A 23,274-nucleotide genomic window follows, 5' to 3' on the forward strand; every position below is an offset into this window, starting at 1 on the left:
AGTTTCGATGTATATATAAGTTATACTATTTACTCAAAATTTGGTAGTGGGTTTTCAATCTGGAAGCATGAAGAGATGTTAAGGAGGAAAGCCATTTTCAATGCTCGATAACTTCAAGTCCCGGACCTTCTAAAATAAGAACCCTGCGCAATTATCTTCCTATCATGGCATAAACGTTATTACGAGCTGGTTTCAAAATTCCGATTATTCATGTTTTTGACCTAAAGCAGATAATTCCATTTAGCTTGATGATCTTGAATTATCTACTCCAAAAAATAGGCATGGAGGGATTAAGAGGTAGTTTTGAAACAAGCTCTACTGCAACGGATTCATTAAAAATTTTTCACCTTTTAGCTTCTTTAAGCAGATAAAGTAGAAGATGCTTAAATTTCCCTCAGGACTCGAAACCCAAGATCGTTGCGGTGGAGATTGGAGTAGCCTTCGCCAGCATACCCACAGTTCTGAATTCTATAAACATTAAGGCCACCTCCGTCTTGAAAGCCGCCTCCTCGAATTCCACGGAAAACACTACTTCCAACCCCCCCGTCTTTATCCCGTTCCAGGATATCCTCATTAATCCATTCCATAACACTCCCATGCGTGTCACTTTCAACCCATTCCATGACATTTCCATGCATGTCATAAAGACCCCGGGGATTTGGTTTCTTTTGCCCTACAGGATGAGTTTTAAGACCGGAATTTTGCCCATACCACGCATAATCCCCAAATTTTGCTTCATCATCCCCAAAAGAGTATCTGGTTGTTGTCCCGGCCTTGCAGGCATACTCCCATTCAGCTTCAGATGGAAGACGATATTTATCGATACCTTCTATTTCATTGAGTTTTTCGATAAACTCCTGAACCTCATCCCAGGATACCCGTTCGACTGGAAGGTCATCCCCTTCAAAATATGAAGGATTGCTGCCCATCACTTCACGCCACTGTCCCTGGGTAACTTCAAATTTACCCAGATAGAACGGTTTTTTAATCTCAACTTTCTTTGCCAAATCTTCATTGATATATTCTTCAGTTATAATTTCACCTGAAGGCGTCCTGACGAGTACTGTCTGACAGATAGGCCCCATCATGAATTCCCCTGAGGGAATCTTCACGAACTCCATGCCTATCGAATTTGTATAGTTATGTTCCGGTTCGATTGAACTTGAGTTGTCAGAGTCATCTGCTGATTTTCCGAATTCGGTACAACCCAGCACCCCACAAAAGAGGAGTATAACTACTAAAGTAATGAATACTTTTTTATTCGCTCTTCCAAACATAAATAACACCATTTAAAAATCCAAATTCCGGCCCAGGTTAGCAGGCTCAGTACTCAGTCCTGGCGACTTCGGAAGCTTCGGTCGAGGAGGTAGCTTTGCAGGATTACGAATCGGTTTCTCACTCAGTCTCAATTTGAGAGTCCGACTTTCATATATCTCAGCTTACAGTCTGATTCAGTTTCAGGCTAGGGATAAAAGTTAGTTTCACCTGCATATATAATGAAATTTTCGTTTTAAATTCGGAATCGATTGTTATACAGACTCATGGATAATATCAGTACTTCACTAATTTTCATTCCCTCAAAAACAAGTTCCTCCGTTATCATTATATGATGAAAACGCCGCCATATGTCTCATTCATCATATAATCCCGGCTATAGCCCTAAAATTGAATTAAAATCAAAAGAATGCATTGATACCGTATTAAGACCTCTCAACGACCATGTAACTATAAAGATCAATTGTTTTCTAACAAGTGAAGACATTTTTCGTACTGTCGTGAGTATGGCAATCAACAGGAATTCTGTTCATACAGTCTCAACACAGTATCAGGAAGTTGCTTGTGAAACATCCCTGCGATACCACCTTAATAAACCAAACATGTATGAACTGATCAAATCGAATGAAAAGATTCTCCTTCAAGAACTAATAAAAACCCTTTACCCTTTTGCCGAATGCAATTTATCACAGAGTCTAAAATCTACCGGAATGCCCCTTAAAGACATCAAGTATTTCATTGATTGGTGTTCCCAAAGAGATTACACCTTGCAACAGCGCTATGACATGTTTGTGGAACGGAAGGCAGTTGTAAGTGCTCAAATGGAAGAACTGAAAAAAACTATGGAGATTATCAATTTTTAAATGCTGGTATTACAAGACTGCATTGGAAGCTGGAACAGAAGATATTCATAAAAAATAGGGTGGAACAGCGCAAATGTATGAGCATAGGAAATTCAAACCTGTTATAAATGCAAGTAGAATGCTAAAACGGATGAACCGAAAATTTTACGTTTCTTCTTTGGTAAACTCGTGACAGATTCGGATTGGCAAACCAAACTGGCAGCAAAGTTTAGAAAGAATTTTGGCGACAGCCTGTGAATGGATATGAGGTAATATAAAGTATAAAATATGTAAATGTATTGACAAATATTGACAATAGTATATAATGTAGTTAACAGGATATCCCCCCTTTCTTCAAATTTTGTTCTGTGACTTGTTTCAAGGGGGATTTTCAGCAAATATATTGTCATTTAATTTAAGTTATGGGGACTAAAGTATGGATGAAGATTTAGTTTCGCGCAAAGATTTAGAAAAGCGCCTGCGTTTAGCCCGGCATGAAATGGAGATTGCTCAAAAGCTGGAGAGTAAACTTGCGGTTGCGAGACGGCAACTTAAAACAGCTCAAACGGATAGCAAAAAACTGGCAAAAGAACTAACAAAAGAAAAAAATGATGTAGAAAATCTGGAGAAGCTCAGTATTACTCAGATTATAGCTAAAATTAAAGGAACTAAAGACAAGAAAATAAAAAAAGAACGCCAGGAGTATTGGGCAGCACAGTTAAAATATGAAGCTTCTGAAAAAGTTATTGAAGAACTGGAAAAGGAAATAAATTCGCTATTGGGGCAAAGAAAGAAATCGTTCTATGATATAGAAAGTGAATACGGACAGTTGCTGCGAGAGAAAGAAGAAGTGTTAAAAGGACAGCCGGGGGAAACCTCACAGAAACTGCTATATATTGCTGAAGAAAAGGGCAGGCTGGCAGCCGAAGAAAAAGAATTAATGGAGGCTGAACATGCTGCGCAAAATGCTATCTCCTCTTTGAATCAACTGATGGAAACCCTTAAGAGCGCCGATAATTGGGGGAAAGTGGACATACTTGGCGGCGGTTTAATAACAACTGCTATCAAACACTCCAGGATAGGGGATGCAAGGGAGCAGATTGCTGCTGTACAGAAAAATCTAAACAGCCTGCAGAGAGAACTTGGGGATATAAAAAAAATTGATCCTGATGAAGTTGAGATAAATATTGGAGGATTAGCTACATTTGCCGACTATGCCTTTGATGGATTAGTAGTAGACTTGATTGTTCAATCAAGGATAAATGAGGCCCAAAACAGATCCCAAAACCTTCATGGCCAAGTAGAAAGTATTTGCTGTACTGTATATGAATGGCGTAAGAATGTAAAAAGAGAAATGAAAGAATTAAATGAGGATAAACAGTTATTAATTGAGAAGAGTACTATTGATGAACATCAACCGGAAAGGTAAAGAAAAGAATTTGTAAAAGGGCTATAACAAAACAGAAGTTTCGTCACGGCCCCTTTTTATTAAAGTTACACAAAAATAAGTAGCGGAATTTCAAAATAGGGAACATTGGTAATAAAAAAAGATGGTAGATTATTGAAACGGATACAGCAAAAAGACTGTAAAAACGCAGCTTGGAGAAGTATCAATTCTTGATATAAACTCTGCAATCGAAAAACTTAATCATGGAGCCTGCATTCGGCAGCAAGCACATTCAAACATTTAAATATCCTTTATCGTTATGTTTCGTCGTTTCGGTTGAAAATCAGCGCCATGAGGACTAGATATCTAATCCAATTTGTCATTTCTCTCCTTTTGTTATAAATATATATTAATGATGTTATGGGTATCATTTAGTAATTTTTAATTTAAATTAATTTAAAAATTTCTGAAAAAAACGATATCAATAGAAAAATTGAATGGATTTTTATGTAAACCTGCCGAAAGCAGGATGGAGATTCGGTTCAACCCGTAAAAAGCATCAATAAACCTGTGGAAATCAACGAAATAGAGATTGGCTACTATTCGGATACACCGGGAGAGAAGCAGGATTTCTATAAGCCAGTCTGGATTTTCAGAGGAACGGATGAGGAAGGAGATGACATAACAAGGTATGTGAATGCAAGCTCCTAATAAGAATCGTTGGCCTTTATCTTGTTAAGCCCTGGATAAGTCCAGATGAAAACTTGTTTCCAGAAATAACAAATATTGAGGAGGTATATTGCCAAATAAGGGTTTATTGCACTTATTTTAACGATTGCAGAGAGCATGATGGCTTAACAAAAGAAAACGAAAATGGTCTTTTGGGTAAGATGCTCCCTCACAAGAATGTGGAATAACTCAGAAAAAATGGACTTTAAAAGAGTTGTTGAATTATAAGCCTTTTAAAATATCAACCGCTTAATGGGGGAGCACCAGAACCTTTTAAGACTCAAAAAAGAAGGCAAAAATTACAGTTGAAGCAAAAATACCGTACCTATCAGGAGCTATTCCGAAGAAAGAGAATCCAAAAGGAAGAGAATCCAAAAGGAAGAGAAAAAAGATTGAAATATTTAAGTCAAAATTTTAATTTGAGAGCCCCGAAGAGCCTCCAGACAAGCTGGGGAAGGTGCTGATTTTTACGCGAATTTAAATGAGGCTCTCAGGATCAAGAAATTATTCTTCGACCGGGAAGGGAAAGATCAAAACATAAATTTAAATAACTTATCATAATTTATCATAAAAAGCATCAAAGCCTTGGAAATAGCGAACCGGATTCGGGATAGAAAATTCAAACGGGATTCGGGGCAGCCCCTTCAGGCATGGAAAAAGGAGTTTTAAAATGAACCTTCCAAATCCCCATAAACAGCATCCGAGAGTCAGCAAAAGGGCGTGGATATCCGAAACTGCGGTAATAATCGGAAACGTGAGTGTTGGAGACGACGTATTCGTGGGGCCAAACGCAGTTCTCAGGGCAGATGAACCCGGGTCGTCCATAACGGTTCAAAGCGGCTGCAATATACAGGACAATGTTGTCGTCCATTCGCTCTCGCATTCCGAGGTGCTGGTCGGCAAAAACACTTCCCTTGCGCACAGCTGCATCGTGCACGGGCCTTGCAGGATCGGAGAAGGCTGCTTTATAGGGTTCGGAGCAGTGGTGTTTGACTGCAATATCGGGAAAGACACGCTTGTCCTTCACAGGTCCGTTGTCCGGGGGATAGATATTTTCTCAGGCAGGATGGTTCCTGACGGGACTGTAATCACCAGGCAGGCCTGTGCCGATGCGCTTGAACATATCACAAAAGAAATGACCGAGTTCAAAAGGTCGGTGGTTAGAGCAAATATCGAACTTGTGGAAGGGTATATGAAACTCAGAGAGGAAAGCTAAGGGAAAAAATAGAGCAGGAAATCGAATCGAAAAAATTTGGCAGGAGGTTAAAGGTATTTACCCTCCAGCTTTTCCAGAACCGTTTTTCCTTTATCTGTAAGCACGTATTTTTTCCATGTCGTTTTTTCAGGAGTCAGGCATTCGATTAAACCCCTGTCCTCAAGTTCTTTTAAGGCACGACTGATATTTTGCGTGGATCTGCTTGCTTCATGGGCGATATCCGAAGCCCTTACTGCAGTGTGCTTTTTCATGTATTGCATGAGTATCAGGCGGCGGTCAACGCTGATAACCCATTTCATCAGTTCTTCAATTGAGTTTTCAGTCATATAAGTCAGATTCTCCAGCAAAAGCTTCCTAGGGAAATAAGCAGCCGCATAATATTTAAAATTTAATCACTCTGTAGCATTGGGAATCATCAGGAGAGAGGATTTAAGGACCTAAAAATATCAAAATTTCAAAGATAGATTGAAAACACAGGAACTTAAATGAAGAAAAGAAAAAACAAAGGAAAAAGAAAGGAGGAATTCAGGCAAACTTTGCCAAAATTGCCTTAAGATCCTCAAAGACCACATCTATATCCTTTGTTCCGTCAAGGGTGACAAGGATGCCTTTCTCTTTATAGTAGTTGATCAGCGGCTGGGTCTGCTTTTTGTAGACATCCAGGCGGTTCTGGACGGCTTCTGCGGTATCGTCAGCACGCTGGAAGACCTCACCACCACATATGTCACAGATATTGTCCTTCTTTGGGGGGTTGGAGATTATGTGGTAGCTTGCCCCGCACTTGCACATAAGGCGCCCGCTTATTCTTTCTACAAGCACTTCGTCAGGCACCTCAAGGTTGAGGACGACATCGATGGGCTTTTCGATTTCAACAAGGATTGTTTCCAGGGCATCAGCCTGGGGGACAGTCCTCGGGTATCCGTCAAGAATGAAACCTTTTTCGCAGTCTGCCTCGTTCAGACGGTTTTTAATTATGCCGATAAGCACCTGATCGGGGACAAGTTCTCCTTTGTCCATATATGCCTTGGCTGCAAGACCCAGTTCGGTTCCTTCTCTAACATTTGCCCGCAGGATATCCCCTGTGGAAATCTGCGGAATTCCGTAGAAATCAACCAGTTTTTTGGCCTGGGTACCTTTGCCGGCACCCGGGGGCCCGAAGAGTATTATGTTCATTCGAAGATCCCCTTTTTGTCCTTTTATTTGGATTGTTTTCTTTCTGATCTATTATTTCAGTTATCCTGTAGTTAGAGGTTTACCAGCCTTACTGCTCCCCGAAGAAGGAACGGATCATCGGGTGCATCTCCATCATCTGTTCGGATGCGATATCCTCGTACAGCCGGTACACAATACTGACAGTAAGCAAAAGCCCTGTACCTCCGGCACTTCCGAGCGTACCGAGCAAGCTTGCAATAAGGGTAAGAATCCCGATGAAAGCTCCACCTATAACGGTAACCTTTGGAATGTAACGCTGCATAACTTTTTCAATACTGCCGATGTTCCGCCTGAAACCCGGGATCTGCATTCCTGAATTGAAGATCTTCTGGGCTGTGGGCTTTGCCCCCATACCTGTGGTCTCTATCCAGAAGAGAGCAAAGATAATCCCTCCTCCGATCAGCATAATAGCGTCCGCCAAGACGTGAAGCCCGATCTGCCAGATTGCCGGAGCCGTTGCCCCATAGCTTGCAAAGGACTCCCGTACGAGAGACGGGATCCAGTCATACGGGCTGTGGATGGGAGCCAGGTAATACATTATCCCGTTCAGGGGCTTTGAGCCGCTGAATTCTCCGAGGAAGGTAATCCCTCTGCTGGCAAGGATGATCCCGACCATCTGAATGTTAGCCTGAAGAGCCCTGACAAGGATCATGGGCAGAACTGAAGCGTAGATGAGCTTGACGGGGAAACGGCCCCTTGCCCCTCTAACCGCGCTGTGTGCGAGAGGGATTTCGATTCTTGTACTCTCCACGTATACGACGAGCAGGAAGATAGTAACCGTGCTCAGGAGAGCGAGAATTCCTCCTCTGACCAGCAGGAACATCAGACCTTCACCGGAGAAAAGGTAGTCTGCCCCGGTGTTCTGGGCGATGTAGATCCACTTGGGAATGAGTCCTACAGGAAGCCCTTCCTCAAGCTCCCAGTTAAATATTCCTGTAACGATCTGCTGGGAGATTCCCGCAACAATGAAAAGCCCGACTCCTGACCCGATGCCCCACTTGGAAACAACTTCATCCATGAAGAGGATCAGCGTGCCTCCGATAAAGATCTGGACAAGGAGCAGTAAAGTGATCACTCCCAGGCCTACACCAAGAGTAGCAGCAAGCCCCGGGTCCGGCTGGATGTATCCGCCAAGAAGCTGCGGTAGAGCCTCCAGTATGATCATGACAAAGACAAGAAACTTCTGAGCTCCCTGGAAGAATGCCTGATCTTTGGGGTCCGAAAGGTCCATTTTAATAATATCTGCCCCAACAAGAAGCTGCAGAACAATCGAAGCAGTGACAATTGGCCCGATACCGAGAAGGACTAAAGATCCCGAAGCCCCGGCAAAGAAGGCACGGTAAGATTCAAAAAGGTCAATAGAATCCTGAGACATCCCGAAGAGCGGTACATTTGCAAGAGCAAAGTACAGCACCAGAACTCCCAGAGTCCACCAGAGTTTATCCTTGAAGTGGACGTGTTTTTCCGGACTTGCTACTGCAGGTAACTTGTTAAAAAACGGTTCTAAGGTATCCCTGAGAGTCATCGATTACACCATTCAAAATATACGTTTATTGATACTATATTAAATATTAGATTATGTTTTACCGTAAGATAATGGTATATAGCACATCTAATATAAAAAGTTACTAAAAGAATGAAATAAGTAATGTCGGGGTGACACTACTTATTCGGCATCGATGCAGCTTCCACCAGCGTTTTCGATTTTTTCACGGGCAGAGGCGGAAAACTCCTCTGAAGTGACCACAAGATTCTTTGTGACACGTCCGCTTCCAAGTACCTTCTCGATTCCGAGGTTTTCAAGGTTAATGTGGTACGCCCCGTCCTTAACTTCCGCAAGCCCTTCTTCAACAAGATAGGGAGCAAGTTCGTCGAGCTCTCCGACATTTACTATGGAAACGTCCCTGGATACTTCGTCAGGGCGTTTGAAACCGTGCTTCCCGTAGCTGTACCCACGCATCATAGCTCTGACGAAGTGGTGTTTGCAGCCACCGGCTTTCCCACGGCCTCCGCGGTTTCCGGCTCCACGCCTGTTTTTGTGGGTCCCGCCACCGCAGGTCCTGGACCCTCTGAACTTCTTAATATCCATTTAAACCACCTTATCTCATCTTGTGCAGAAGCACGTTGATCTCTTCATCGTGGTTTCCGAGCACACCGCCCTGCTGGACTGTCCTCTTAATCCCTGCATGCCCTTTTCTGGGCGGGTGAAGCCTGAAAACAGGCTTCAGTTTGGGGACATCCTTAAGGGAGGCTTTTCCCTCGATAACGGCTTCGGCAAAGGCCTGCATGGAATCATAGTCCGTGTTTTCACGGATGTATTCTTCTGTGAGGCGGGTGTCGCCTTCAAGCCTTCCGCGGTTTTCAAGGACTTCCGCAAGGGTCTTTGCATCAATCTTGCCGTATGCAACGTAGTCCTTCACTTTCTGGACCATACCCTTGTAGTGAGGATTCTCCGGCACAAACACACAGTGGTTAACTTTGTGCAGGCGGAGCATCTTCATGGTGTCCTCAATGGTATAGCGTACGTTGACCTGACCTCTCAGTCTCACAACGGCATACATCTCAGACTTCCTCCTTACCGTAGTAGACAGGCAGCCTTACAACGTTGACCTGGTTAAGGGCGTCGTAGGTAGCCTTTGCGAAGTTGAGGGTTGACCTGGTAGTCCCGAAGGTCTTGGTCCATACATCTTTAATGCCGGCTTTTTCAAGCACCTTGGTTGCAGTGTTTCCTGCGGCAATCCCGAGGCCCCTGGGGGCCGGGATGAGGGTCACACTTACACTGCCTGCCTTCCCTGTAACCTCGTAAGGTACGGTGTGCGGCAGCCCGCAGGCACATTCCCAGGATCCGCAGCCTCTGCGGATGTAGGTGATATTGAGCTTTGCAGCGTCAATTGCCTTACGGATCGCAGGCCCGACCTGGACGTCCTTTGCCTGTCCGAGCCCTACATAGCCGTTTCTGTTTCCTACGATTACGGTTGCTCTGAACTTTACACGGCGTCCGGAGTCAGTCATCCTCTGGACCATGTTAATGTCGAGCACCTCATCTTCCAGGTCAGGAAGCAGCATATCAATTATCTGGGGTTCCCTTATAGGCAGGCCTGATTTGATTGCCTCGTCCATGGAAGCAACCTGTCCTTCAACAACTAATTTTCCGAGCCTGGTCTTCGGAACCCAATCTTGATCGAATGCCATTTAATCACCTTAACTAAACTCAGCAAAGATTTTCTCTTTGGTTGCTTCAAACTGCTCTGGCAGGTCTGAGCTCTCTTCTCTGTATTCGACTATGTGCTCTCCGCGGATCCTCTCATCCGAGGGAAACACTTCCGAGCTGCAGGGAATTTCAAAACCTGAATCTACAATCCCTTTAAGGGCGGCATAGACTCTTGAACCTGCAGAGGAAGCCTGGAGTCCTATGTCCAGAATGCCTCCGTCATAGCCTTTCTGCAAACTTTTCAGCCCGAATAAGAGCCCTGTAAGGTATGCAGCCGTCGTGTTTCCGGTAGCTCCTGTGTAACCGTACTTTGCAAGCTCACTCGAAACGGCTGAGGAATAAGTTATGTCCCCTTCGGGGGTCGGAGCTATTAACTGGATCTGAACATTTCTTGCACTCTTTCTGACGACCACACGGTCCTGCCTTGAGATTAGTAATTTAAGGCGGAGGTGGTAGTTGGTGCGCCCTTCTCTTCTTCTTCTAAAAGGAACCTTATATCTTGGTCCTGTTGCCATCTTCAGCTCCTCCAGGTTATTCTTTCTTTAACAGTTTTTCGGACTCAAGGTGGGAGTTAAGGTGGGAAACGCTTCTGTATTCTCCGCCTTTTGCCTTTCTGTAGAGTCTGCAGTACACGGACTTATCAAGGGCTCCATCTGCGCGCAGCTCCTTGAGTCTTCTTCTAAGAGCCCGGATCTTTTTGATCCATTGTTCCTTCTTGGGAGTGCGGGCTCCTTTCTTACCCTTTCTGGAACCATGCCCCTTGCAGTGCCCGTACTTACGTTTGGCAGCAAGTGCTCTGGCCCTGCCTCTGCTGACTCCTTTTACAGGCTTTGCTTTAATTGTGCCTTTCTCAATGAGCCCGCGAATATCTTCTCTTGTGATTGCCGAGGAGATTTCTTCGGAAGCTTCGGGATTAAGCCATACCCTGTCAAGCCCGCATTCAAGAATTTTGGAAGCCAGCTTCCTCTGGTTGGAGAGATCGGACATTTTACTCACTCCTTCCAGGGTTCAGGACTTTAATCCCGGCTTCTTCAGCTTTTGCGAGAATAAAGGCTTTCTTTTGTGCGCCTATTGTCCCTGCTATCCTGATAGCCTCGTAAGACGGGTCAACAAGCTCAAGCTCAGCAATGCTGGAAATAAGAACATCGGAATAACCCGAAGGGTGCAGGCCTTTAACTGCAGCCGGGCTTCCGTATCCTACCTGGGCAAGTGCACCTTTCGAAACATACTTTCTGCGCTGCTTACCCTGAGAACCTCTCGGGCGCCTCCAGTTGTCGTCAAGCCTTTTGAACTTGTGGCTGCAGGTTCTCTTGAACTGAGGTTTCTTTCCTTTCTGAACCTTTCTCACGTTGAATAAGCGCCTGGATTCAGGATCCATATCGAGGGCGGGAACCGAAGTACCTTCAACTTCATTGAATTCTTCTGCCATCATAATCACCTTCAGGCCTTCTGCACTATGTAGATTCCATCCTGGAAGATCCTCGGATCGAACCTCTTAATCTTGGTCTTCTGTTCTATGTTTGCGGCAGTCTGCCCGACATCTTCCTTGTTGATTCCGGTAATTGTGACATCGTTCCCGCTTACCTTAACCTTTGTCTCGCCAAGGATTTTTGCAACTCTTGGCTTCTTTTCTCCAAGGAAGTTCCCGATTATGAGGGTTTTGCCATCAACTTTGACCTGCATCGGGAAGTGAGCGTACACAATGGACATCTTGCACTCAAAACCTTCACTTACGCCTATGACCAGGTTCTTGATATGGGAAGCAAAGGTTCCTACCATGGCTTTCTGTTCCTTCCTTGAGGATTCGGCGTCCACGACTACTTCGTCTTCCCTTATTTCGATCTTGATTCCGGGGTACCACAACTTTCTTTCGACAGTTCCCTTGGGACCCGTGGCTGAAAAGACGTCCTGAGCGAGAGAGACGGAAACTCCTTCAGGAATCTCTATTGTTCTTGCAATTTCCTTAACCATTTCCTGTTCCCTCCTCAGTACACATAAGCAAGAAGCTGCCCACCAATCTTCTTATCACGGGCCTCGTACTGAGACATGACCCCGCTTGAAGTGGTTACGATAAGGGCACCAAAGTTCTTTGCTGGCAGGAACTGCTTTTCCCAGCGTTCGAAGCTGGCTGTTCCTACGGAATACCGCGGCTTGATTGCACCGCACTTGTTGATTCTTCCCACAAGGGTAACGCTGTAGATTCCGGCTTTTCCATCGTCGATAAACTCGAAATCTCCAATGTAGCCAAGATCCTGCATAACCTTCAGGACGTTGCCAATATTTTTAGAAGCAGGCCTGACAATACAGGAGCTCTTCCCAATGGCTTCCGCATTCTTGATAGTGGAAAGGGCGTTTGCAAGAGGATCAAGTAATACCATTTTAATCACCTTACGAATACTTCTCAAAGCCCATCTCGTGGGCAATCTCCCTGAAACAGTGCCTGCAGAGGTAAATGTCGTACTTGCGGACAAGCCCCTGTTTTCTTCCGCACCGTTTGCATTCGTTTACTCCTCTTCCGGACTTGTTTATTGTCTCTGTCATTTACATGACCTCCACGCCGTAACTTTCGTTAAGGAAGGCGATCGCATCATCCACCGTGACCCTGTGGCCTGTCGGAATCTTTCGGGTTGCAATTCTCCTCTTGCAGATCCTTTCTCCCGGGCGCTTGAGCACAACGGTTACGTCCATTCCGAAAACCCCGATGTTAGGGTCATATCTCATACCCGGAAAGTCAGTGTGTTCTTCAATTCCGAAAGAGACGTTTCCGAGGGAATCGAACTGGGACCTGCTAAGGGTTTTTTCGACAATCCCGAGAGCAGTCTCAAGGAACTCCTGGGCTTTCTGGCCCCTGAGGGTTACCTTGCAGCCGATGGGTTCGTTCTTTTTGATCGCGAAAGCAGGGAGGGTCCTTTTGGCAAAGCACCTTACGACTCCCTGCCCGGTGATAGTCCGGAGAATGTCTTCGGCATTTACCAGGTGCTGACCGCTTTCTCCAACACCCATGTGGACTATTACCTTTTCAACGACCGGGATGCGCATAGGATTACTCACTAATCTCACCGCCAAGCCTGATTTCGGGTTTGTCCTCGCCGATAACGATTACGTAGTCTTCGATTGTTTCGAAGTTGTTTTCTCCGGAAATCATTACTGTGTTGTGCCTGGAACTCTTAACTTCCCTGATCTCCATAATCTTTCCGGTTTCGCCCGAGTGCTGGCCACCTACAACCATTGCAAGGTTTCCGACCTCGAACTTCAGGTGTTTTACTACCTGCTTGTCAGGAATGGAAAGAATCAGGGAGTCCTTTGTTCCGTATTCGTTGGATCCGATGATGTTTGTCCCGTCATTAAGGTTAAGCTGGACTTTCCCTCCCTTGACGGTTGTCTTGTTGTTGATCCTGCACAGCTTGTTTACATTGGTTTCATTGAGCTTGTGGAGAGTCAGACGTCCCTTTTCGTCCTGGAGCATCCTGTATGCTTCATTTACGAGAGGGAGTGTAATTACATCAAAGAGCCCCACCGGGAACCTGAGGTCTTTCCTGGGGATTCCGTCAACAAGGACTTTTCCTTCGGAGAGGATCCTTTTACCTTCCCTGCTGTTGTCAACAAGCTTGAGAATATCCCGGATGATAATTCCGAGCGGAAGACTGCGTGCCTGGCTGTGAGGCCCCGGGCGGGTAGTGGAGATCCACTTATTACCTTTTTTCCCGACCTTCCAGCTCTTTGGAACTGATAATCTTTTCTGGTGTGTCACAAAATCACCTGCCTCACTTCTTAATGCTTGACGCTCTGCGCCCGTCCTTCATTTCCAGTTTTGTGATCATGACATTGGAGGGGTTTATGGGCCTCGAGACTTCGGTACCGTCCACTTTTGTGGAAATGACCCCGTCCACTGCGATTGTGCCGTCCATAAGGGATACGGACTGGACTTTTCCTTCAGTGCCCTTGAAGTCTCCGCGCATGACCTTTACCGTGTCGCCAGTGATGACTGCAGCACTCCTTGTGCCGTACTCTTTGGCAAGTGCCTCGCTGAGTCTTGCACCCATGAATTTCTGCCTGATATGGAGAGGTGCGGTGTATCTTGCCTTTCTCTGCTTTCTTGGCTGTTTGGATACCATTGCAATCACCTCAGACAATAATGGATGCGGTTGTCCCGATCTTCGGGAACCTTTCCGCCACTTCCCTGGCAACAGGGCCTTTTATGTCCGTGCCTTTTGGGATTCCTTCTTCATCCGTAATTACCATTGCATTGTCTTCAAATGAGACACGCAACCCGTCCGGACGGCGGAACTCCTGCTTCTGGCGAACCACGACTGCGAGGAGAACCTGTTTCCTCATTTCGGGTGTGCCTTTCTTCACGGACACAACACACATATCCCCAATTCCTGCGCAGGGCATTCTGTTTTTGACGCCTCTGTACTTCTTGACAGAGATAATCTCAACCACTTTTGCCCCGGTGTTGTCCACGCAGGCGATCTGGGCGCCTGCATTGAGAGCTCTCGGGATGTTTGAGCGTATGCCTTTCATTTGGGCACCTCTGCTTTGACGACAACGTAGGATTTGGTCTTGCTTATAGGTCTGCATTCCGCAATAGTGACAATGTCACCGACTTTTGCGGAGATACAGGATGGATTATGTGCATGAATCTTCGAGCGTCTCTTTTCATATCTCTGATATTTCGACACCATTTTCATGTATTGCCTTTCAATGACTACCGTATTGTCCATTTTACTGCTGACCACGGTACCCACAAGGATCTGACCTCTTACCGGGAGTGTTCCGTGGAAGGGACAGTACGCATCGTCACATTCCTCTGATGGCGCCGGTATATTTAATCCAATATCTCTTGCCATGAATTTAGCCCCATTTACGTAGCTTTTTAATGTTCTTGATCCGATTTTCGGGTTGTGAGAGCAGCAGGTTTCCCTGAATTTTAACGAATGTATCGGATCTGCGGCCTTTTTCTGAGAGCTCGGCAGGGATCCGGAAAAGAAATTCCGAATCCGCCTTGGGAATCTTCAGTTCCCGGGACTGAGAATTTTCCACAACAAGCATATTTTTCGTCTCGTTGATTACTCTGCCCCGGAGTCCTGTTAATGATGGATTAGTGGAGTTAATCACCTTGATCTCGAGTCCTATCAGTTCATGAAAGATAAGAGTCGAAGGCAGAATTTCCACTTTAGATCTCATTTAGCTCATGCTGAATTGTCTTTATCCGGGCAATCGTTCTCCTGATTTCTCCGATCCTGCCAGGGTTATCCGGAGCCCCACCTGCAGAGGTAAGAGCTCTTTCCCTGACCAGTTCGTTTTTCAGGTTTTCGAGTTCATCAGCCCGTTCTTCAATCGTCATGGTTCGGATTTCGCTGGTCCTGAGAATTGCCATTATTCCTTAGCCTCCTTGTGGACCCTTGCCATGGGATGCCAGTAATCATAGCTCTCATGCTTATGCTGCCAGACGCCGTTGACCTGCCTGCGGACTTCATCCGAGCCTTCGACATAGACAAGTTCGGCTCCTTCAACGTCCTCGGATGTTTCAGCCTGGACTTCTTCTGCTTCTTCGGGCTCTGCAACTTCGGCTTCCTCTACGGGTGCCGGTTCAGGAGCTGCAGGAGCAGGAGCTTTGGCTTTTGCTTCCTTTTTGGGAGCTTCGGCTACTTTCTCAGCTGGCTTCTCGGCAGGTTTTTCAACGGGTTCCTCAACTTCGACGGATTCCCTGACTTTGTAGGAATCGGGAAGGACAACGCCAGGCTGAATGATCCTGACTTTGCAGCCAAGGGTTCCGAGCTTTTTAATTGCTACTGCAAACCCTTCGTCCACGACTTCTTCTACAGGGTTTCCGGAGTGCTTTATGTACCCGTCAACGAATTTCTCGACTCTGGACCTTGCCCCGGTAAGCTTTCCGGAGATTACGACTTCACAGCCAAGGGCGCCTGCATTCATGACTGCTCTGAGGGTATTGTGTCCGGCTTTCCTGAAGTACCAGCCCCTCTCAATGGAAGCGGCAAGCCTGGACGCCATCATCTGGGCGTTAAGTTCAGGCCTCTTGACTTCCTGAGCGTCAATCTGCGGGTTTTCGAGGTTGTATTTTGTTGCAACGTCACGGGTAAGTTTCCTGATGACCTTCCCGGCTTTCCCGATTACCATCCCCGGCTTTTCGGAGTAGATAACAATCTGGGTGCCCATGGGGGTCCTGTTTAACTCCATACCGCCGTATCCAGCCCTGCTGAGCTGTTCTGCAAAATACTCGTCCATGGAAGCTTTGACATACCCGTCATTGACGAACTTTTTCTCTATTGCCATTTAGCGCACCTCGGAGAGGATCATCTCGATGTTTACAGTTTCCGTATCTTTGGGCGTTGCCCTTCCCCTGGCCCTCGGCATGAACCCATGAATCACTCTTCCGCGCTGAACGACAGCGTGGATGATGTACATGTTTGCAGGTTCAAGGCCTTTATATTCGGCATTGCTCTCTGCATTTTTAAGGACCTTTAAGATCTCTTTTGAGGCGCTGATAGGGTATCTTCCTGCAGCCATGGGCCCTTTCCTGTGACCTGTTCCTTCATGGTGTCTCTTGAAAGGGACTGCCTGCTTCATGGAAATTACGTCCTCAAGGAACTTCCTGGCTTCGGATGCCTTCATGCCTTTAATCTTGCAGCAAACCTCGCGGGACTTTTTCGGGGAGATGTGAAGTTCGGAACCCATTGCTTTAGAGGTAGTTTCAGGGTCTCCGTTGATTGAATAATTGATTCTTGCCATTCCCTTTCACCTCATTTCAGCGGTACGAACTTGCTTGAACGGGTTGCTCCCACACCGGCACTGCCGTGGTTAACTTTTGATCTTGTAGGTGCGAATTCTCCGAAGCGGTGCCCGACCATTTCAGGCTGGAGCTCTACACTTACAAACTCTTTCCCGTTGTGGATTTCGATAGCTTTTCCGATCATTTCGGGAAGGATGATCATGTCCCTGTGGTGGGTCCTGACCTTTTTGCCTTCCTTGAACTCGTGCAGGACTTTCTTCTGCCCGTCGGTGAACCCGCGTTTGATGCTCCTGCGCTCTCTTGATGGCAGGAGTTCTGCAAACTCTTCAAGGCTCAGTTCCTGAAGTTCTGAGACGGTCTTCCCGCGGTAGGTATACTCACCCTTTCTCTTCGGTAACCTTGATGATGATTTTTTTGCCATAACGAATACACCTCATCAGCGCTTCATTCCGGTCCTTCTTGCTGCAATCAGTCCGACCTTTCTTCCGGGGGGGGCGTTTCTGCTAACTGTAGTTGGCTTACCCGGGTGTTTCCAGGCCCCTCCACCGAACGGGTGGTCACGCGGGTTCATGGCAACACCTGAAACCCTCGGATACTTTGCAGCCCTTGTTTTCAGTTTGTGATATTTTTTCCCGGCTTTGAGCCAGGGTCTGTCCACTCTGCCCCCGCCGGCAACGATACCGACAACTGCTCTGCATTTTGGGTTAAGCCACTTTATGTTCCCGGATGGCATAGCCACTGCAGTCCTGGTAGGTTCGTGGGTTACAACGGTTGCATATACTCCGGAGGAACGGACAAATTTGCCGCCGTCGTTTGGCTTTGATTCGATGTTACAGATGAAGAAACCTTCAGGCACATTCCCGATAGGTACAATATTCCCCGGCTTAACCTCGGCATCGTCTCCGCACTCGATGATATTCCCTACCGCAACGCCTTCGGATGCAAGAAGGAAAAGTTTTTCTCCGTTTTCAAAGGCAACTTTTGCGATCGGGGCTGAACGGGCGGTGTCGTGCTCGATGTCTATGACTTCTCCCTGAAGGGAGTTATTTTCATCCACACGGGGATGCTTCAGTTCTGCCTTGTACTTGTGAGAAGGAGCTCTGTAGGTCGGAGTGCCTCGACCCCTGTTCTGTGATATTAGTCTTTTACCCATGGATCACACCTCACATAAGTCCTATCCGGGTTGCAATCTCGTGTGCCGCTTCGGGCTCTTCAAAGGCAAGGACTGCTTTTTTCATACCCTTCATAGTGGTCATTGTCCGCACGGATTTAACTTTGAACCCGTACATTTTCTCAACATCTTCTACGATCTGCTTTTTGTTTGACCTGGTATCAACGATGAACTGAAGCTTGTTTTCGTCAAGCAGCATCATCGCTTTTTCAGTAACAAATGGATAATTGATAGAACTCATTGGAATGCGCCCTCCAGTTTTCCAATTGCAGACTCTGTCCAGACAGTAAGGCGACCTGCGTGCGTGCCCGGTGCGAGCAGTTCGGCATTCAGTGAGTCCACTGTCACGACGTCTACTCCGGAAAGGTTTCTTGCGGCTTTCAGGATAGGAGAGTCTTCTCCTGCAACGATCAGGACGCTCTTTTTGTGCTTATATTTCCTGCCTCTGAGCTTTCCGCGGCCGGCTCTGATGTGCCTTCCGTATTTTGCCCTGAGGACGTCCTCATACAGACCGGCAGCTTCGAGGAACTCGATTACCTGCTTTGTCCGCTCAAGGTTTTCAAGGTCGTTTACTGCAACAATCGGAAGTTCGGCTTCAAAGATATGCCCCCTCAAGCTTACAAGGGTAGGGTCTGTTGTTGCTGCGATTGCAGAGCGGATTGCATAGCGGCGCTCTTTTGTGTTGACTTTCTCGCTCCTGTCAGCTTCGGGTTTTGGAGGGTGAGCTCTCCTTCCGCCCTTTGCGTGCGGGATTCTTGCAGCTCTGCTGCTGTTTACGAGCCTCGGGACCTGGGATACACCCCTTCCGGAACCCCAGCCTCTTGCCGAGGTTTCCATGCCTGCGTAGAGGCGAGGACCGTAGGGCTGAAGCCTGTTTGCCTGAGCTGCAAGTACTGCCTTTTTGATCAGGTCAGGGCGGTAGTCTGCATCAAACACTGCAGGGAGATCGACTTCCCCAACCGTTTTTCCTGTAAGGTCTATGGTTTTTGCTGTAGCCATCTTAGATCACCCCTGCTTGGACTCCCTGCTTATGTGCAGGATGTTGGGTTCGCCAAGGTCGGCTTTCTTTGCCCTGATAGGGTCTCTGAGCCTTATAAGCCTCTTGGAAGGGCCAGGCACACTGCCTTTGATCAGGATATAGTCACCACGGACAAGCCCGTAATTAATGAACCCGCCTTCAGGAGTGACTTCTTCCCCCTCGGACCCGATCTTGAGGATGCGCTTGTTAAACTCAGTCCTCTGGTGGTATCCCATCTGACCCATCTGCGGGACTCTCCAGGAAACACGGGCCGGGTGGAAGGGACCAAGGGTTCCGACCTGCCTGAGGCTTCCCTGCCTGGAGTGCTTTCCCTTCTGCATCTGTATACCCCAGCGCTTTACAGGGCCCTGGGTACCCTTTCCTGTGGTAATTGCAGCGGTGTCAACAAGTGTTCCGTTCTTGAAAACATCGGTAACGCTTACAAGGGTGCCGATGATTGACTTTGCGTATTCGAATTTGGTGCTGAGGTCTCTTGCACTGATCCCGGATTCCATGATATCCGGCACCTTTTTTGAGACACCGGTAAGGCTCTTTGGCAGGGTATAGATAACTGCCTTGATGTCGCTTACTCTGCCTTCTTCAATCAGTTTTCCGATATTTTCAAGAGCTTCAGTCTGGTTCCCTGCTGCCGGAATGGGGATTCTGCGTTTGAGTTCTGGATCAAGGTCTGTTGCCCATACCTCAGCAATTGCCTTTTCCCCGGCGCTGTCTTCTGTGTAAGCCCGAATAGCTGCAACCCTTATTGCAGGAGTTTCGATTATAGTCACAGGCACGGAGATTTCCATACCCTGGGTAAGGCTGTTCTTAATATCATCAACCATGATCACGTGGGTCATACCCACCTTATAACCTGCAAAACTCTGCAGCTTTGGCTCACCTGTCGCTTCCGGCCAGGCTCTGAACCGTGGAATGTGGCTCTTAGCCCTCTTGCGCGGACTGAATGCAAGGGAACCTCGTTTTGGTCGGTGTATGCTTGCCATATTTCTACTCCGTAAACTTCAATTGAAATACCAGCCCCTCCGGTCGGGACAACACGAGCTACAAAAGAGAAATGACTGGATTCCCCGAACGCTACCAGGTGGGGGAGGGATGTCCATTTCAGACCTGCCGGCTTGGAAAGCCTCGAGCAGACCGGAGATCTATGCTCCCGGTACCCTACATTCCTTCAGGCATCTGCAGATATTCGGTTCCCTTCCGTTCCTGCCTCTGCAGGAACCCTCTGATTGAAGGACCGACCTTACGATCCTGGCAGACCCAAATCCAGGCACCTTGCCCTGATTTGAAACATATAGCAATCTGATTTTGAAACTTCAGTATTCAGTAAACCTGATCTCTAACTCAGTTAACCTGACTTGAAACTTCAGTATTCAGCAACTGCAACCGCAACTCATCGAAAACCTGAACAGTTTCGTGCGATTTTAGGCACCTTTAGGCGCCAAAAGCGGGCGTTTCAAAGCATTGGCCCTTTGACACTCATGTTGATCCGACTTTTCTCACTGGTTTATATTCAATGCAGGAAATTCAACCGTAAAAACGGTAGAAAACCCTTACTTCCGGAGATTTCCGGGAGTTTAGCATTAAGCATCACATTGATCTGATAAAGAGTTCCAGACACCATAATGCCTGAAACCTCACATCTCTGATGTACTTTGCCTTTAAATAGCACATCTAATATATAAAGCCTTTGCAGGGCGAGAGAGAAAATCAGAAAGAAGAATCAATTGCAGGGGCGAAAAAAGCCAGTAAATTAAAAAGTTAAAAGCTGCGACGGCCATGCTGATACGACAAGAAGGTTCGGGTATCCCGGCAAAAATCTGGAGAATACCCCCATTTTGAGCTGCCCATACTAATGCTCAATTCTGAATTTACCCATCTAAATACTCAATTCTAATTACCCATATTGTTACACTATTGTGAAGCGCCTATATAATACATTCAGGACAACAAACAAGCCTCTTTTGGTAGCAGCAAATTATCAGTAGAAGCAAATTATCAGTAGCAACAAGTTATCAGTGCCGGGATTGGAGTTAGGAAAACAGAGTCCTAAAAAAGGAAGTAAAAAGGTTTTCGAGTGGAAAAGGACCTGAAAAAGCTCAGGATTCTGCCTGCTTTTTCGCAGAAACCTGCTTTACGATTTTAGGGATCTTCCTGCCCCTGAAGTTTATCCCGCCTGCAAGCGCCACGCCCTGTGTTTTCCTGACTAAGTCGGCAGAACTGCCGTCAAGTGTAGCGATGATTGTCCTTCCTGCTACCATTTCAACCCTCCCACCGGCGCCCAGAACCACTTTAAGGATTCCCTGAACCTGAAGGGCGGTAGCATTTTCTGCAACCTTTATCAGATATGTTTCAAACGACATCGGAAAACCTGCAGATTAAAGTTTGATTCTGGAGAGAGTGCTGCTGCGAAGTTGAGTTTCAGGCGCCTTTTTTGAGACCGTAAGATTCACAGGGACCGACAGGTTAACCATTGAACCTGCTCCCGGATTCTGGCTTATGACCGTCCCCCCAGTAGCCGTTGAAGCGGCTTCGGAAATCGTCCCGACTTTAATTTCCTGAGCCCCGAGTAAAGCGACCGCCTTTTCAAGGGACATCCCGGTTACCCCCGGAACTAATTTATAATCCTGTCCGGGAGTTCCTGCAGATGCGCCGACAGAAGTTTCACGGGACACTTTAGTTGTGGTTTCGGGCTGCAGCTTTGAAGAAGTGTTTAACGTGACTTTAGGTATTGTTTCTTTTACAATGGTTTCGGGAATTGGCCGCAGGGGTTTTTCAGGCACCACTTCCTTTTCTTCCGTTGAAACGACAATGTCAACCTTTGAGTTTGCTTCAACTTCAAGCCCGGGTTTGGGGCTCTGAGTAAGTACGACTCCGGATTTTCCGCTCGAGGGCTGTTCATTTACCCCTCCGGGCTGGAGCCCGGACTTTTCTATGACCTTTTTTGCACTCTCAAGCTCAAGCCCGAGCAGGTTTGGGACTTTGTAGACCTTTGTAGAAACCGTCAGGACAATCGCAGAATTAGCTTCGACTTCCGAACCCGGACCGAGACTCTGGGCAAGGACTGTGCCCGGGTCTTTGTCCGAAGGCTGTTCTTTGACTCCTTCAAGCAGGAGCCGCGATTTTTCAAGAAGGACTTTTGCAGCTTCAATCCCGAGCCCCACAAGGTCCGGGACCTTTACGGAAAGAAACCTGGAAACTGTAAGATCCACATCTGCCCCCGGTTCTGCAAGGGATCCTTCCGAGGGGAGCTGGGCAAGGACCGTACCCTGGGGTTTACTGCTTTCTATTTCAAGGACATTTCCTACCTTAAAGCCGGATTCAAGCAGTTTGCTTTCGGCTTCTTCTTTTGAGAGCCACACAAGGCCGGGAACTTCCACGTAGGAATCAATGCCAGGTTTTTCAGGAGAGGCTCTCAGGGAGAATTCTATTGTGCTGAGGTTTTCGGGGCTGATGATATCATCGGCTTTTGGCAGCTGGAACCTTAGCTCTCCCTCTTCGAGAGCGATGTTGGTCTTTAAGGTCACATTCATATTGCTGACAAGGTACTTTGAACCGGACTGCACTTTCTTGAGTCCTTTGTCCATTTCCGCCAGTGAGGACGCAAAAGAGCTGACGAGGTTTGAAGACGAAAGGACAGGCCTGCTTTTCTGCAAAGTGGAAATCCGGGACTCAAGTTCCGCTTTCTCGTTAGAGAGCTTTATCACCTGCGCTGCAAGGCTGCTTTTTTCCCGTTCAAGGACGAGTTTTTCTGCGAGCAGCTTGTCCAGATTTTCTTTATAAACAAGGGCTTCCTTTTCCACGGATTCAAATTCTATTTCCGCAGCCTTCAGTTTGCTCGTAAGGTTCGCGTAAATGCTGGTATCTATCGTACCTGCTTTCCTGAAGGCTTCCAGGCTGCTCCTGAGATCAGTTATATTTGTCATTCCGTTCCTCCTGAAAGAGCATTTCCTGAAAAGGCGTTATTCCTCCCTTATTTTTGAAGAGGCAGGAATGGACACTATCTTTGCTTTGATGCAGCTTGAACCCTGCACATCGTAACTGTAAAGGGAGTTGTACGAGGCATTGAGGGGAGAGGCGTTGAGGACAGGCCTGTAGCCCCGGACCCGGTTTTTAGAGTCCCTTTCCTCTTCAAGCTTCACAGTAAGCGACATTTTGAGTTCAAGATCCACCTCAGGGATATGATACCAGGTAGCCTGAATATCATACTCGCTGAGGGCTTTTTCTTCGTCAATCTCTATCTGGGTCTTTATGGAATTCCTGTCAAGAGCCCGCTGGGTCTCGGCAACGGAACGCCCGACTTCCCCCAGAAGCCTGGAAAGGGGGGTTATAAGCACTTCCTCGATTTCTTCCCCGTAATTAACCACAATAACAACTCCTTGAAATAAGTCCTGGAAATTAGTTCCGGAAATGATAATAGAAAAATAAGGCAGAATATTTAGCC

33 protein-coding genes and 1 pseudogene are annotated in these 23,274 nt (G+C 46.8%); 4 read left to right on the forward strand and 30 right to left on the reverse strand.

Annotation, left to right across the window (positions count from 1 at the left end):
* Window positions 1–383: 383 nt before the first annotated feature.
* The gene (locus tag ACSAZL_RS15295) at window positions 384–1,277 is read right to left on the reverse strand and encodes a formylglycine-generating enzyme family protein (protein ID WP_440945482.1); all 894 of its coding nucleotides are present in this window, start codon (window positions 1,275–1,277) and stop codon (window positions 384–386) included.
* Between the two features lie 348 nt (window positions 1,278–1,625).
* Here ACSAZL_RS15295 and ACSAZL_RS15300 point away from each other — a divergent pair.
* The 4 genes and pseudogenes from ACSAZL_RS15300 to ACSAZL_RS15315 all read left to right on the forward strand — a co-directional run.
* Window positions 1,626–1,937, forward strand: a pseudogene (locus tag ACSAZL_RS15300) (ISH3 family transposase); the annotation flags it as partial.
* 616 nt (window positions 1,938–2,553) lie between these two features.
* The gene (locus tag ACSAZL_RS15305; RefSeq protein ID WP_440945483.1) at window positions 2,554–3,546 is read left to right on the forward strand and encodes a hypothetical protein; all 993 of its coding nucleotides are present in this window, start codon (window positions 2,554–2,556) and stop codon (window positions 3,544–3,546) included.
* A 528-nt stretch (window positions 3,547–4,074) separates the two neighbouring features.
* The gene (locus tag ACSAZL_RS15310; RefSeq protein WP_440945484.1) at window positions 4,075–4,215 is read left to right on the forward strand and encodes a hypothetical protein; all 141 of its coding nucleotides are present in this window, start codon (window positions 4,075–4,077) and stop codon (window positions 4,213–4,215) included.
* Between the two features lie 688 nt (window positions 4,216–4,903).
* Complete coding sequence (locus tag ACSAZL_RS15315) at window positions 4,904–5,449, forward strand: gamma carbonic anhydrase family protein (RefSeq protein WP_440945485.1); 546 nt, start codon at window positions 4,904–4,906, stop codon at window positions 5,447–5,449.
* Window positions 5,450–5,496: 47 nt separating this feature from the next.
* Here ACSAZL_RS15315 and ACSAZL_RS15320 read toward each other — a convergent pair whose 3' ends face one another.
* From ACSAZL_RS15320 to ACSAZL_RS15460, 29 genes are all read right to left on the reverse strand, one after another.
* A complete protein-coding gene (locus ACSAZL_RS15320; RefSeq protein WP_048065040.1) occupies window positions 5,497–5,775 on the reverse strand; it encodes an HVO_A0114 family putative DNA-binding protein in 279 nt (92 codons plus the stop codon).
* A gap of 199 nt (window positions 5,776–5,974) precedes the next feature.
* Window positions 5,975–6,622: an adenylate kinase gene (locus ACSAZL_RS15325; protein WP_440945486.1), complete on the reverse strand. Its 648-nt coding sequence runs from the start codon at window positions 6,620–6,622 to the stop codon at window positions 5,975–5,977.
* 88 nt (window positions 6,623–6,710) lie between these two features.
* Window positions 6,711–8,186 carry a preprotein translocase subunit SecY gene (gene secY / locus ACSAZL_RS15330; RefSeq protein ID WP_440945487.1) on the reverse strand — a complete coding sequence of 492 codons (1,476 nt, stop codon included), beginning with the start codon at window positions 8,184–8,186 and terminating at the stop codon, window positions 6,711–6,713.
* 141 nt (window positions 8,187–8,327) lie between these two features.
* Window positions 8,328–8,750 (reverse strand): uL15m family ribosomal protein, encoded by a 423-nt coding sequence (locus tag ACSAZL_RS15335; RefSeq protein WP_440945488.1) that lies wholly within the window; start codon window positions 8,748–8,750, stop codon window positions 8,328–8,330.
* Window positions 8,751–8,760: 10 nt separating this feature from the next.
* Window positions 8,761–9,222, reverse strand: a complete 462-nt coding sequence (locus ACSAZL_RS15340) for a 50S ribosomal protein L30 (RefSeq protein ID WP_440945489.1) — start codon at window positions 9,220–9,222, stop codon at window positions 8,761–8,763.
* A gap of 1 nt (window position 9,223) precedes the next feature.
* Window positions 9,224–9,853, reverse strand: a complete 630-nt coding sequence (locus tag ACSAZL_RS15345; RefSeq protein WP_011021121.1) for a 30S ribosomal protein S5 — start codon at window positions 9,851–9,853, stop codon at window positions 9,224–9,226.
* 9 nt (window positions 9,854–9,862) lie between these two features.
* On the reverse strand, window positions 9,863–10,387 hold the full coding sequence (locus tag ACSAZL_RS15350; protein WP_440945490.1) for a 50S ribosomal protein L18: 525 nt from the start codon (window positions 10,385–10,387) through the stop codon (window positions 9,863–9,865).
* Window positions 10,388–10,403: 16 nt separating this feature from the next.
* Window positions 10,404–10,859 (reverse strand): 50S ribosomal protein L19e, encoded by a 456-nt coding sequence (locus tag ACSAZL_RS15355; protein ID WP_440945491.1) that lies wholly within the window; start codon window positions 10,857–10,859, stop codon window positions 10,404–10,406.
* Between the two features lies 1 nt (window position 10,860).
* On the reverse strand, window positions 10,861–11,301 hold the full coding sequence (locus ACSAZL_RS15360) for a 50S ribosomal protein L32e (RefSeq protein WP_440945492.1): 441 nt from the start codon (window positions 11,299–11,301) through the stop codon (window positions 10,861–10,863).
* Window positions 11,302–11,312: 11 nt separating this feature from the next.
* Window positions 11,313–11,843, reverse strand: a complete 531-nt coding sequence (rpl6p, locus tag ACSAZL_RS15365; protein ID WP_440945493.1) for a 50S ribosomal protein L6 — start codon at window positions 11,841–11,843, stop codon at window positions 11,313–11,315.
* 14 nt (window positions 11,844–11,857) lie between these two features.
* Window positions 11,858–12,250 carry a 30S ribosomal protein S8 gene (locus tag ACSAZL_RS15370; RefSeq protein ID WP_048126191.1) on the reverse strand — a complete coding sequence of 131 codons (393 nt, stop codon included), beginning with the start codon at window positions 12,248–12,250 and terminating at the stop codon, window positions 11,858–11,860.
* 10 nt (window positions 12,251–12,260) lie between these two features.
* Entirely contained in the window at window positions 12,261–12,413 is a 153-nt protein-coding gene (locus ACSAZL_RS15375; protein ID WP_440945494.1) for a 30S ribosomal protein S14, read from the reverse strand.
* Complete coding sequence (locus ACSAZL_RS15380; RefSeq protein WP_440948869.1) at window positions 12,414–12,911, reverse strand: 50S ribosomal protein L5; 498 nt, start codon at window positions 12,909–12,911, stop codon at window positions 12,414–12,416. It abuts the gene before it with no gap.
* A 4-nt stretch (window positions 12,912–12,915) separates the two neighbouring features.
* On the reverse strand, window positions 12,916–13,623 hold the full coding sequence (locus ACSAZL_RS15385) for a 30S ribosomal protein S4e (protein WP_440945495.1): 708 nt from the start codon (window positions 13,621–13,623) through the stop codon (window positions 12,916–12,918).
* A 13-nt stretch (window positions 13,624–13,636) separates the two neighbouring features.
* Window positions 13,637–13,987 carry a 50S ribosomal protein L24 gene (rplX, locus tag ACSAZL_RS15390; protein ID WP_440945496.1) on the reverse strand — a complete coding sequence of 117 codons (351 nt, stop codon included), beginning with the start codon at window positions 13,985–13,987 and terminating at the stop codon, window positions 13,637–13,639.
* Between the two features lie 10 nt (window positions 13,988–13,997).
* A complete protein-coding gene (gene rpl14p, locus ACSAZL_RS15395; RefSeq protein ID WP_440945497.1) occupies window positions 13,998–14,396 on the reverse strand; it encodes a 50S ribosomal protein L14 in 399 nt (132 codons plus the stop codon).
* The gene (locus ACSAZL_RS15400) at window positions 14,393–14,722 is read right to left on the reverse strand and encodes a 30S ribosomal protein S17 (RefSeq protein WP_440945498.1); all 330 of its coding nucleotides are present in this window, start codon (window positions 14,720–14,722) and stop codon (window positions 14,393–14,395) included. Before ACSAZL_RS15400 ends, rpl14p begins: the two co-directional genes overlap by 4 nt.
* Window positions 14,723–14,726: 4 nt before the next feature.
* Complete coding sequence (gene rnp1 / locus ACSAZL_RS15405; protein WP_440945499.1) at window positions 14,727–15,059, reverse strand: ribonuclease P protein component 1; 333 nt, start codon at window positions 15,057–15,059, stop codon at window positions 14,727–14,729.
* The gene (gene rpmC / locus ACSAZL_RS15410) at window positions 15,049–15,252 is read right to left on the reverse strand and encodes a 50S ribosomal protein L29 (protein WP_011034062.1); all 204 of its coding nucleotides are present in this window, start codon (window positions 15,250–15,252) and stop codon (window positions 15,049–15,051) included. Before rpmC ends, rnp1 begins: the two co-directional genes overlap by 11 nt.
* Entirely contained in the window at window positions 15,252–16,169 is a 918-nt protein-coding gene (locus tag ACSAZL_RS15415) for a 30S ribosomal protein S3 (protein WP_440945500.1), read from the reverse strand. Before ACSAZL_RS15415 ends, rpmC begins: the two co-directional genes overlap by 1 nt.
* Window positions 16,170–16,625 (reverse strand): 50S ribosomal protein L22, encoded by a 456-nt coding sequence (locus ACSAZL_RS15420; RefSeq protein WP_440945501.1) that lies wholly within the window; start codon window positions 16,623–16,625, stop codon window positions 16,170–16,172.
* An 11-nt stretch (window positions 16,626–16,636) separates the two neighbouring features.
* Window positions 16,637–17,047, reverse strand: coding sequence for a 30S ribosomal protein S19 (locus ACSAZL_RS15425; RefSeq protein ID WP_440945502.1), 411 nt, complete (start codon window positions 17,045–17,047; stop codon window positions 16,637–16,639).
* A 15-nt stretch (window positions 17,048–17,062) separates the two neighbouring features.
* Complete coding sequence (locus tag ACSAZL_RS15430; RefSeq protein ID WP_440945503.1) at window positions 17,063–17,779, reverse strand: 50S ribosomal protein L2; 717 nt, start codon at window positions 17,777–17,779, stop codon at window positions 17,063–17,065.
* 10 nt (window positions 17,780–17,789) lie between these two features.
* On the reverse strand, window positions 17,790–18,038 hold the full coding sequence (locus tag ACSAZL_RS15435; RefSeq protein ID WP_440945504.1) for a 50S ribosomal protein L23: 249 nt from the start codon (window positions 18,036–18,038) through the stop codon (window positions 17,790–17,792).
* Window positions 18,035–18,796, reverse strand: a complete 762-nt coding sequence (gene rpl4p, locus ACSAZL_RS15440; RefSeq protein WP_440945505.1) for a 50S ribosomal protein L4 — start codon at window positions 18,794–18,796, stop codon at window positions 18,035–18,037. The genes ACSAZL_RS15435 and rpl4p overlap by 4 nt, the downstream gene beginning before the upstream one ends.
* Before the next feature lie 6 nt (window positions 18,797–18,802).
* Window positions 18,803–19,816: a 50S ribosomal protein L3 gene (gene rpl3p, locus ACSAZL_RS15445; protein ID WP_440945506.1), complete on the reverse strand. Its 1,014-nt coding sequence runs from the start codon at window positions 19,814–19,816 to the stop codon at window positions 18,803–18,805.
* A gap of 1,113 nt (window positions 19,817–20,929) precedes the next feature.
* The gene (locus ACSAZL_RS15450) at window positions 20,930–21,193 is read right to left on the reverse strand and encodes a hypothetical protein (protein WP_440945507.1); all 264 of its coding nucleotides are present in this window, start codon (window positions 21,191–21,193) and stop codon (window positions 20,930–20,932) included.
* 15 nt (window positions 21,194–21,208) lie between these two features.
* Window positions 21,209–22,756 carry a PASTA domain-containing protein gene (locus tag ACSAZL_RS15455; protein ID WP_440945508.1) on the reverse strand — a complete coding sequence of 516 codons (1,548 nt, stop codon included), beginning with the start codon at window positions 22,754–22,756 and terminating at the stop codon, window positions 21,209–21,211.
* Window positions 22,757–22,792: 36 nt separating this feature from the next.
* On the reverse strand, window positions 22,793–23,197 hold the full coding sequence (locus ACSAZL_RS15460; protein ID WP_440945509.1) for a hypothetical protein: 405 nt from the start codon (window positions 23,195–23,197) through the stop codon (window positions 22,793–22,795).
* Between the last annotated feature and the right edge of the window lie 77 nt (window positions 23,198–23,274).

Origin of the sequence: Methanosarcina mangrovi, from assembly GCF_052057765.1 — an archaeon.
GTDB lineage: Archaea > Halobacteriota > Methanosarcinia > Methanosarcinales > Methanosarcinaceae > Methanosarcina.

Coding starts and splice junctions, on each gene's coding strand:
- ACSAZL_RS15295 (WP_440945482.1), bottom strand. CDS start 1,277: ATGTTTGGAAGAGCGAATAAAAAAGTATTCATTACTTTAGTAGTTATA.
- ACSAZL_RS15305 (WP_440945483.1), top strand. CDS start 2,554: ATGGATGAAGATTTAGTTTCGCGCAAAGATTTAGAAAAGCGCCTGCGT.
- ACSAZL_RS15315 (WP_440945485.1), top strand. CDS start 4,904: ATGAACCTTCCAAATCCCCATAAACAGCATCCGAGAGTCAGCAAAAGG.
- ACSAZL_RS15320 (WP_048065040.1), bottom strand. CDS start 5,775: ATGACTGAAAACTCAATTGAAGAACTGATGAAATGGGTTATCAGCGTT.
- ACSAZL_RS15325 (WP_440945486.1), bottom strand. CDS start 6,622: ATGAACATAATACTCTTCGGGCCCCCGGGTGCCGGCAAAGGTACCCAG.
- secY (WP_440945487.1), bottom strand. CDS start 8,186: ATGACTCTCAGGGATACCTTAGAACCGTTTTTTAACAAGTTACCTGCA.
- ACSAZL_RS15335 (WP_440945488.1), bottom strand. CDS start 8,750: ATGGATATTAAGAAGTTCAGAGGGTCCAGGACCTGCGGTGGCGGGACC.
- ACSAZL_RS15340 (WP_440945489.1), bottom strand. CDS start 9,222: ATGTATGCCGTTGTGAGACTGAGAGGTCAGGTCAACGTACGCTATACC.
- ACSAZL_RS15345 (WP_011021121.1), bottom strand. CDS start 9,853: ATGGCATTCGATCAAGATTGGGTTCCGAAGACCAGGCTCGGAAAATTA.
- ACSAZL_RS15350 (WP_440945490.1), bottom strand. CDS start 10,387: ATGGCAACAGGACCAAGATATAAGGTTCCTTTTAGAAGAAGAAGAGAA.
- ACSAZL_RS15355 (WP_440945491.1), bottom strand. CDS start 10,859: ATGTCCGATCTCTCCAACCAGAGGAAGCTGGCTTCCAAAATTCTTGAA.
- ACSAZL_RS15360 (WP_440945492.1), bottom strand. CDS start 11,301: ATGGCAGAAGAATTCAATGAAGTTGAAGGTACTTCGGTTCCCGCCCTC.
- rpl6p (WP_440945493.1), bottom strand. CDS start 11,843: ATGGTTAAGGAAATTGCAAGAACAATAGAGATTCCTGAAGGAGTTTCC.
- ACSAZL_RS15370 (WP_048126191.1), bottom strand. CDS start 12,250: ATGGTATTACTTGATCCTCTTGCAAACGCCCTTTCCACTATCAAGAAT.
- ACSAZL_RS15375 (WP_440945494.1), bottom strand. CDS start 12,413: ATGACAGAGACAATAAACAAGTCCGGAAGAGGAGTAAACGAATGCAAA.
- ACSAZL_RS15380 (WP_440948869.1), bottom strand. CDS start 12,911: ATGCGCATCCCGGTCGTTGAAAAGGTAATAGTCCACATGGGTGTTGGA.
- rplX (WP_440945496.1), bottom strand. CDS start 13,987: ATGGTATCCAAACAGCCAAGAAAGCAGAGAAAGGCAAGATACACCGCA.
- rpl14p (WP_440945497.1), bottom strand. CDS start 14,396: ATGAAAGGCATACGCTCAAACATCCCGAGAGCTCTCAATGCAGGCGCC.
- ACSAZL_RS15400 (WP_440945498.1), bottom strand. CDS start 14,722: ATGGCAAGAGATATTGGATTAAATATACCGGCGCCATCAGAGGAATGT.
- rnp1 (WP_440945499.1), bottom strand. CDS start 15,059: ATGAGATCTAAAGTGGAAATTCTGCCTTCGACTCTTATCTTTCATGAA.
- rpmC (WP_011034062.1), bottom strand. CDS start 15,252: ATGGCAATTCTCAGGACCAGCGAAATCCGAACCATGACGATTGAAGAA.
- ACSAZL_RS15415 (WP_440945500.1), bottom strand. CDS start 16,169: ATGGCAATAGAGAAAAAGTTCGTCAATGACGGGTATGTCAAAGCTTCC.
- ACSAZL_RS15420 (WP_440945501.1), bottom strand. CDS start 16,625: ATGGCAAGAATCAATTATTCAATCAACGGAGACCCTGAAACTACCTCT.
- ACSAZL_RS15425 (WP_440945502.1), bottom strand. CDS start 17,047: ATGGCAAAAAAATCATCATCAAGGTTACCGAAGAGAAAGGGTGAGTAT.
- ACSAZL_RS15430 (WP_440945503.1), bottom strand. CDS start 17,779: ATGGGTAAAAGACTAATATCACAGAACAGGGGTCGAGGCACTCCGACC.
- ACSAZL_RS15435 (WP_440945504.1), bottom strand. CDS start 18,038: ATGAGTTCTATCAATTATCCATTTGTTACTGAAAAAGCGATGATGCTG.
- rpl4p (WP_440945505.1), bottom strand. CDS start 18,796: ATGGCTACAGCAAAAACCATAGACCTTACAGGAAAAACGGTTGGGGAA.
- rpl3p (WP_440945506.1), bottom strand. CDS start 19,816: ATGGCAAGCATACACCGACCAAAACGAGGTTCCCTTGCATTCAGTCCG.
- ACSAZL_RS15450 (WP_440945507.1), bottom strand. CDS start 21,193: ATGTCGTTTGAAACATATCTGATAAAGGTTGCAGAAAATGCTACCGCC.
- ACSAZL_RS15455 (WP_440945508.1), bottom strand. CDS start 22,756: ATGACAAATATAACTGATCTCAGGAGCAGCCTGGAAGCCTTCAGGAAA.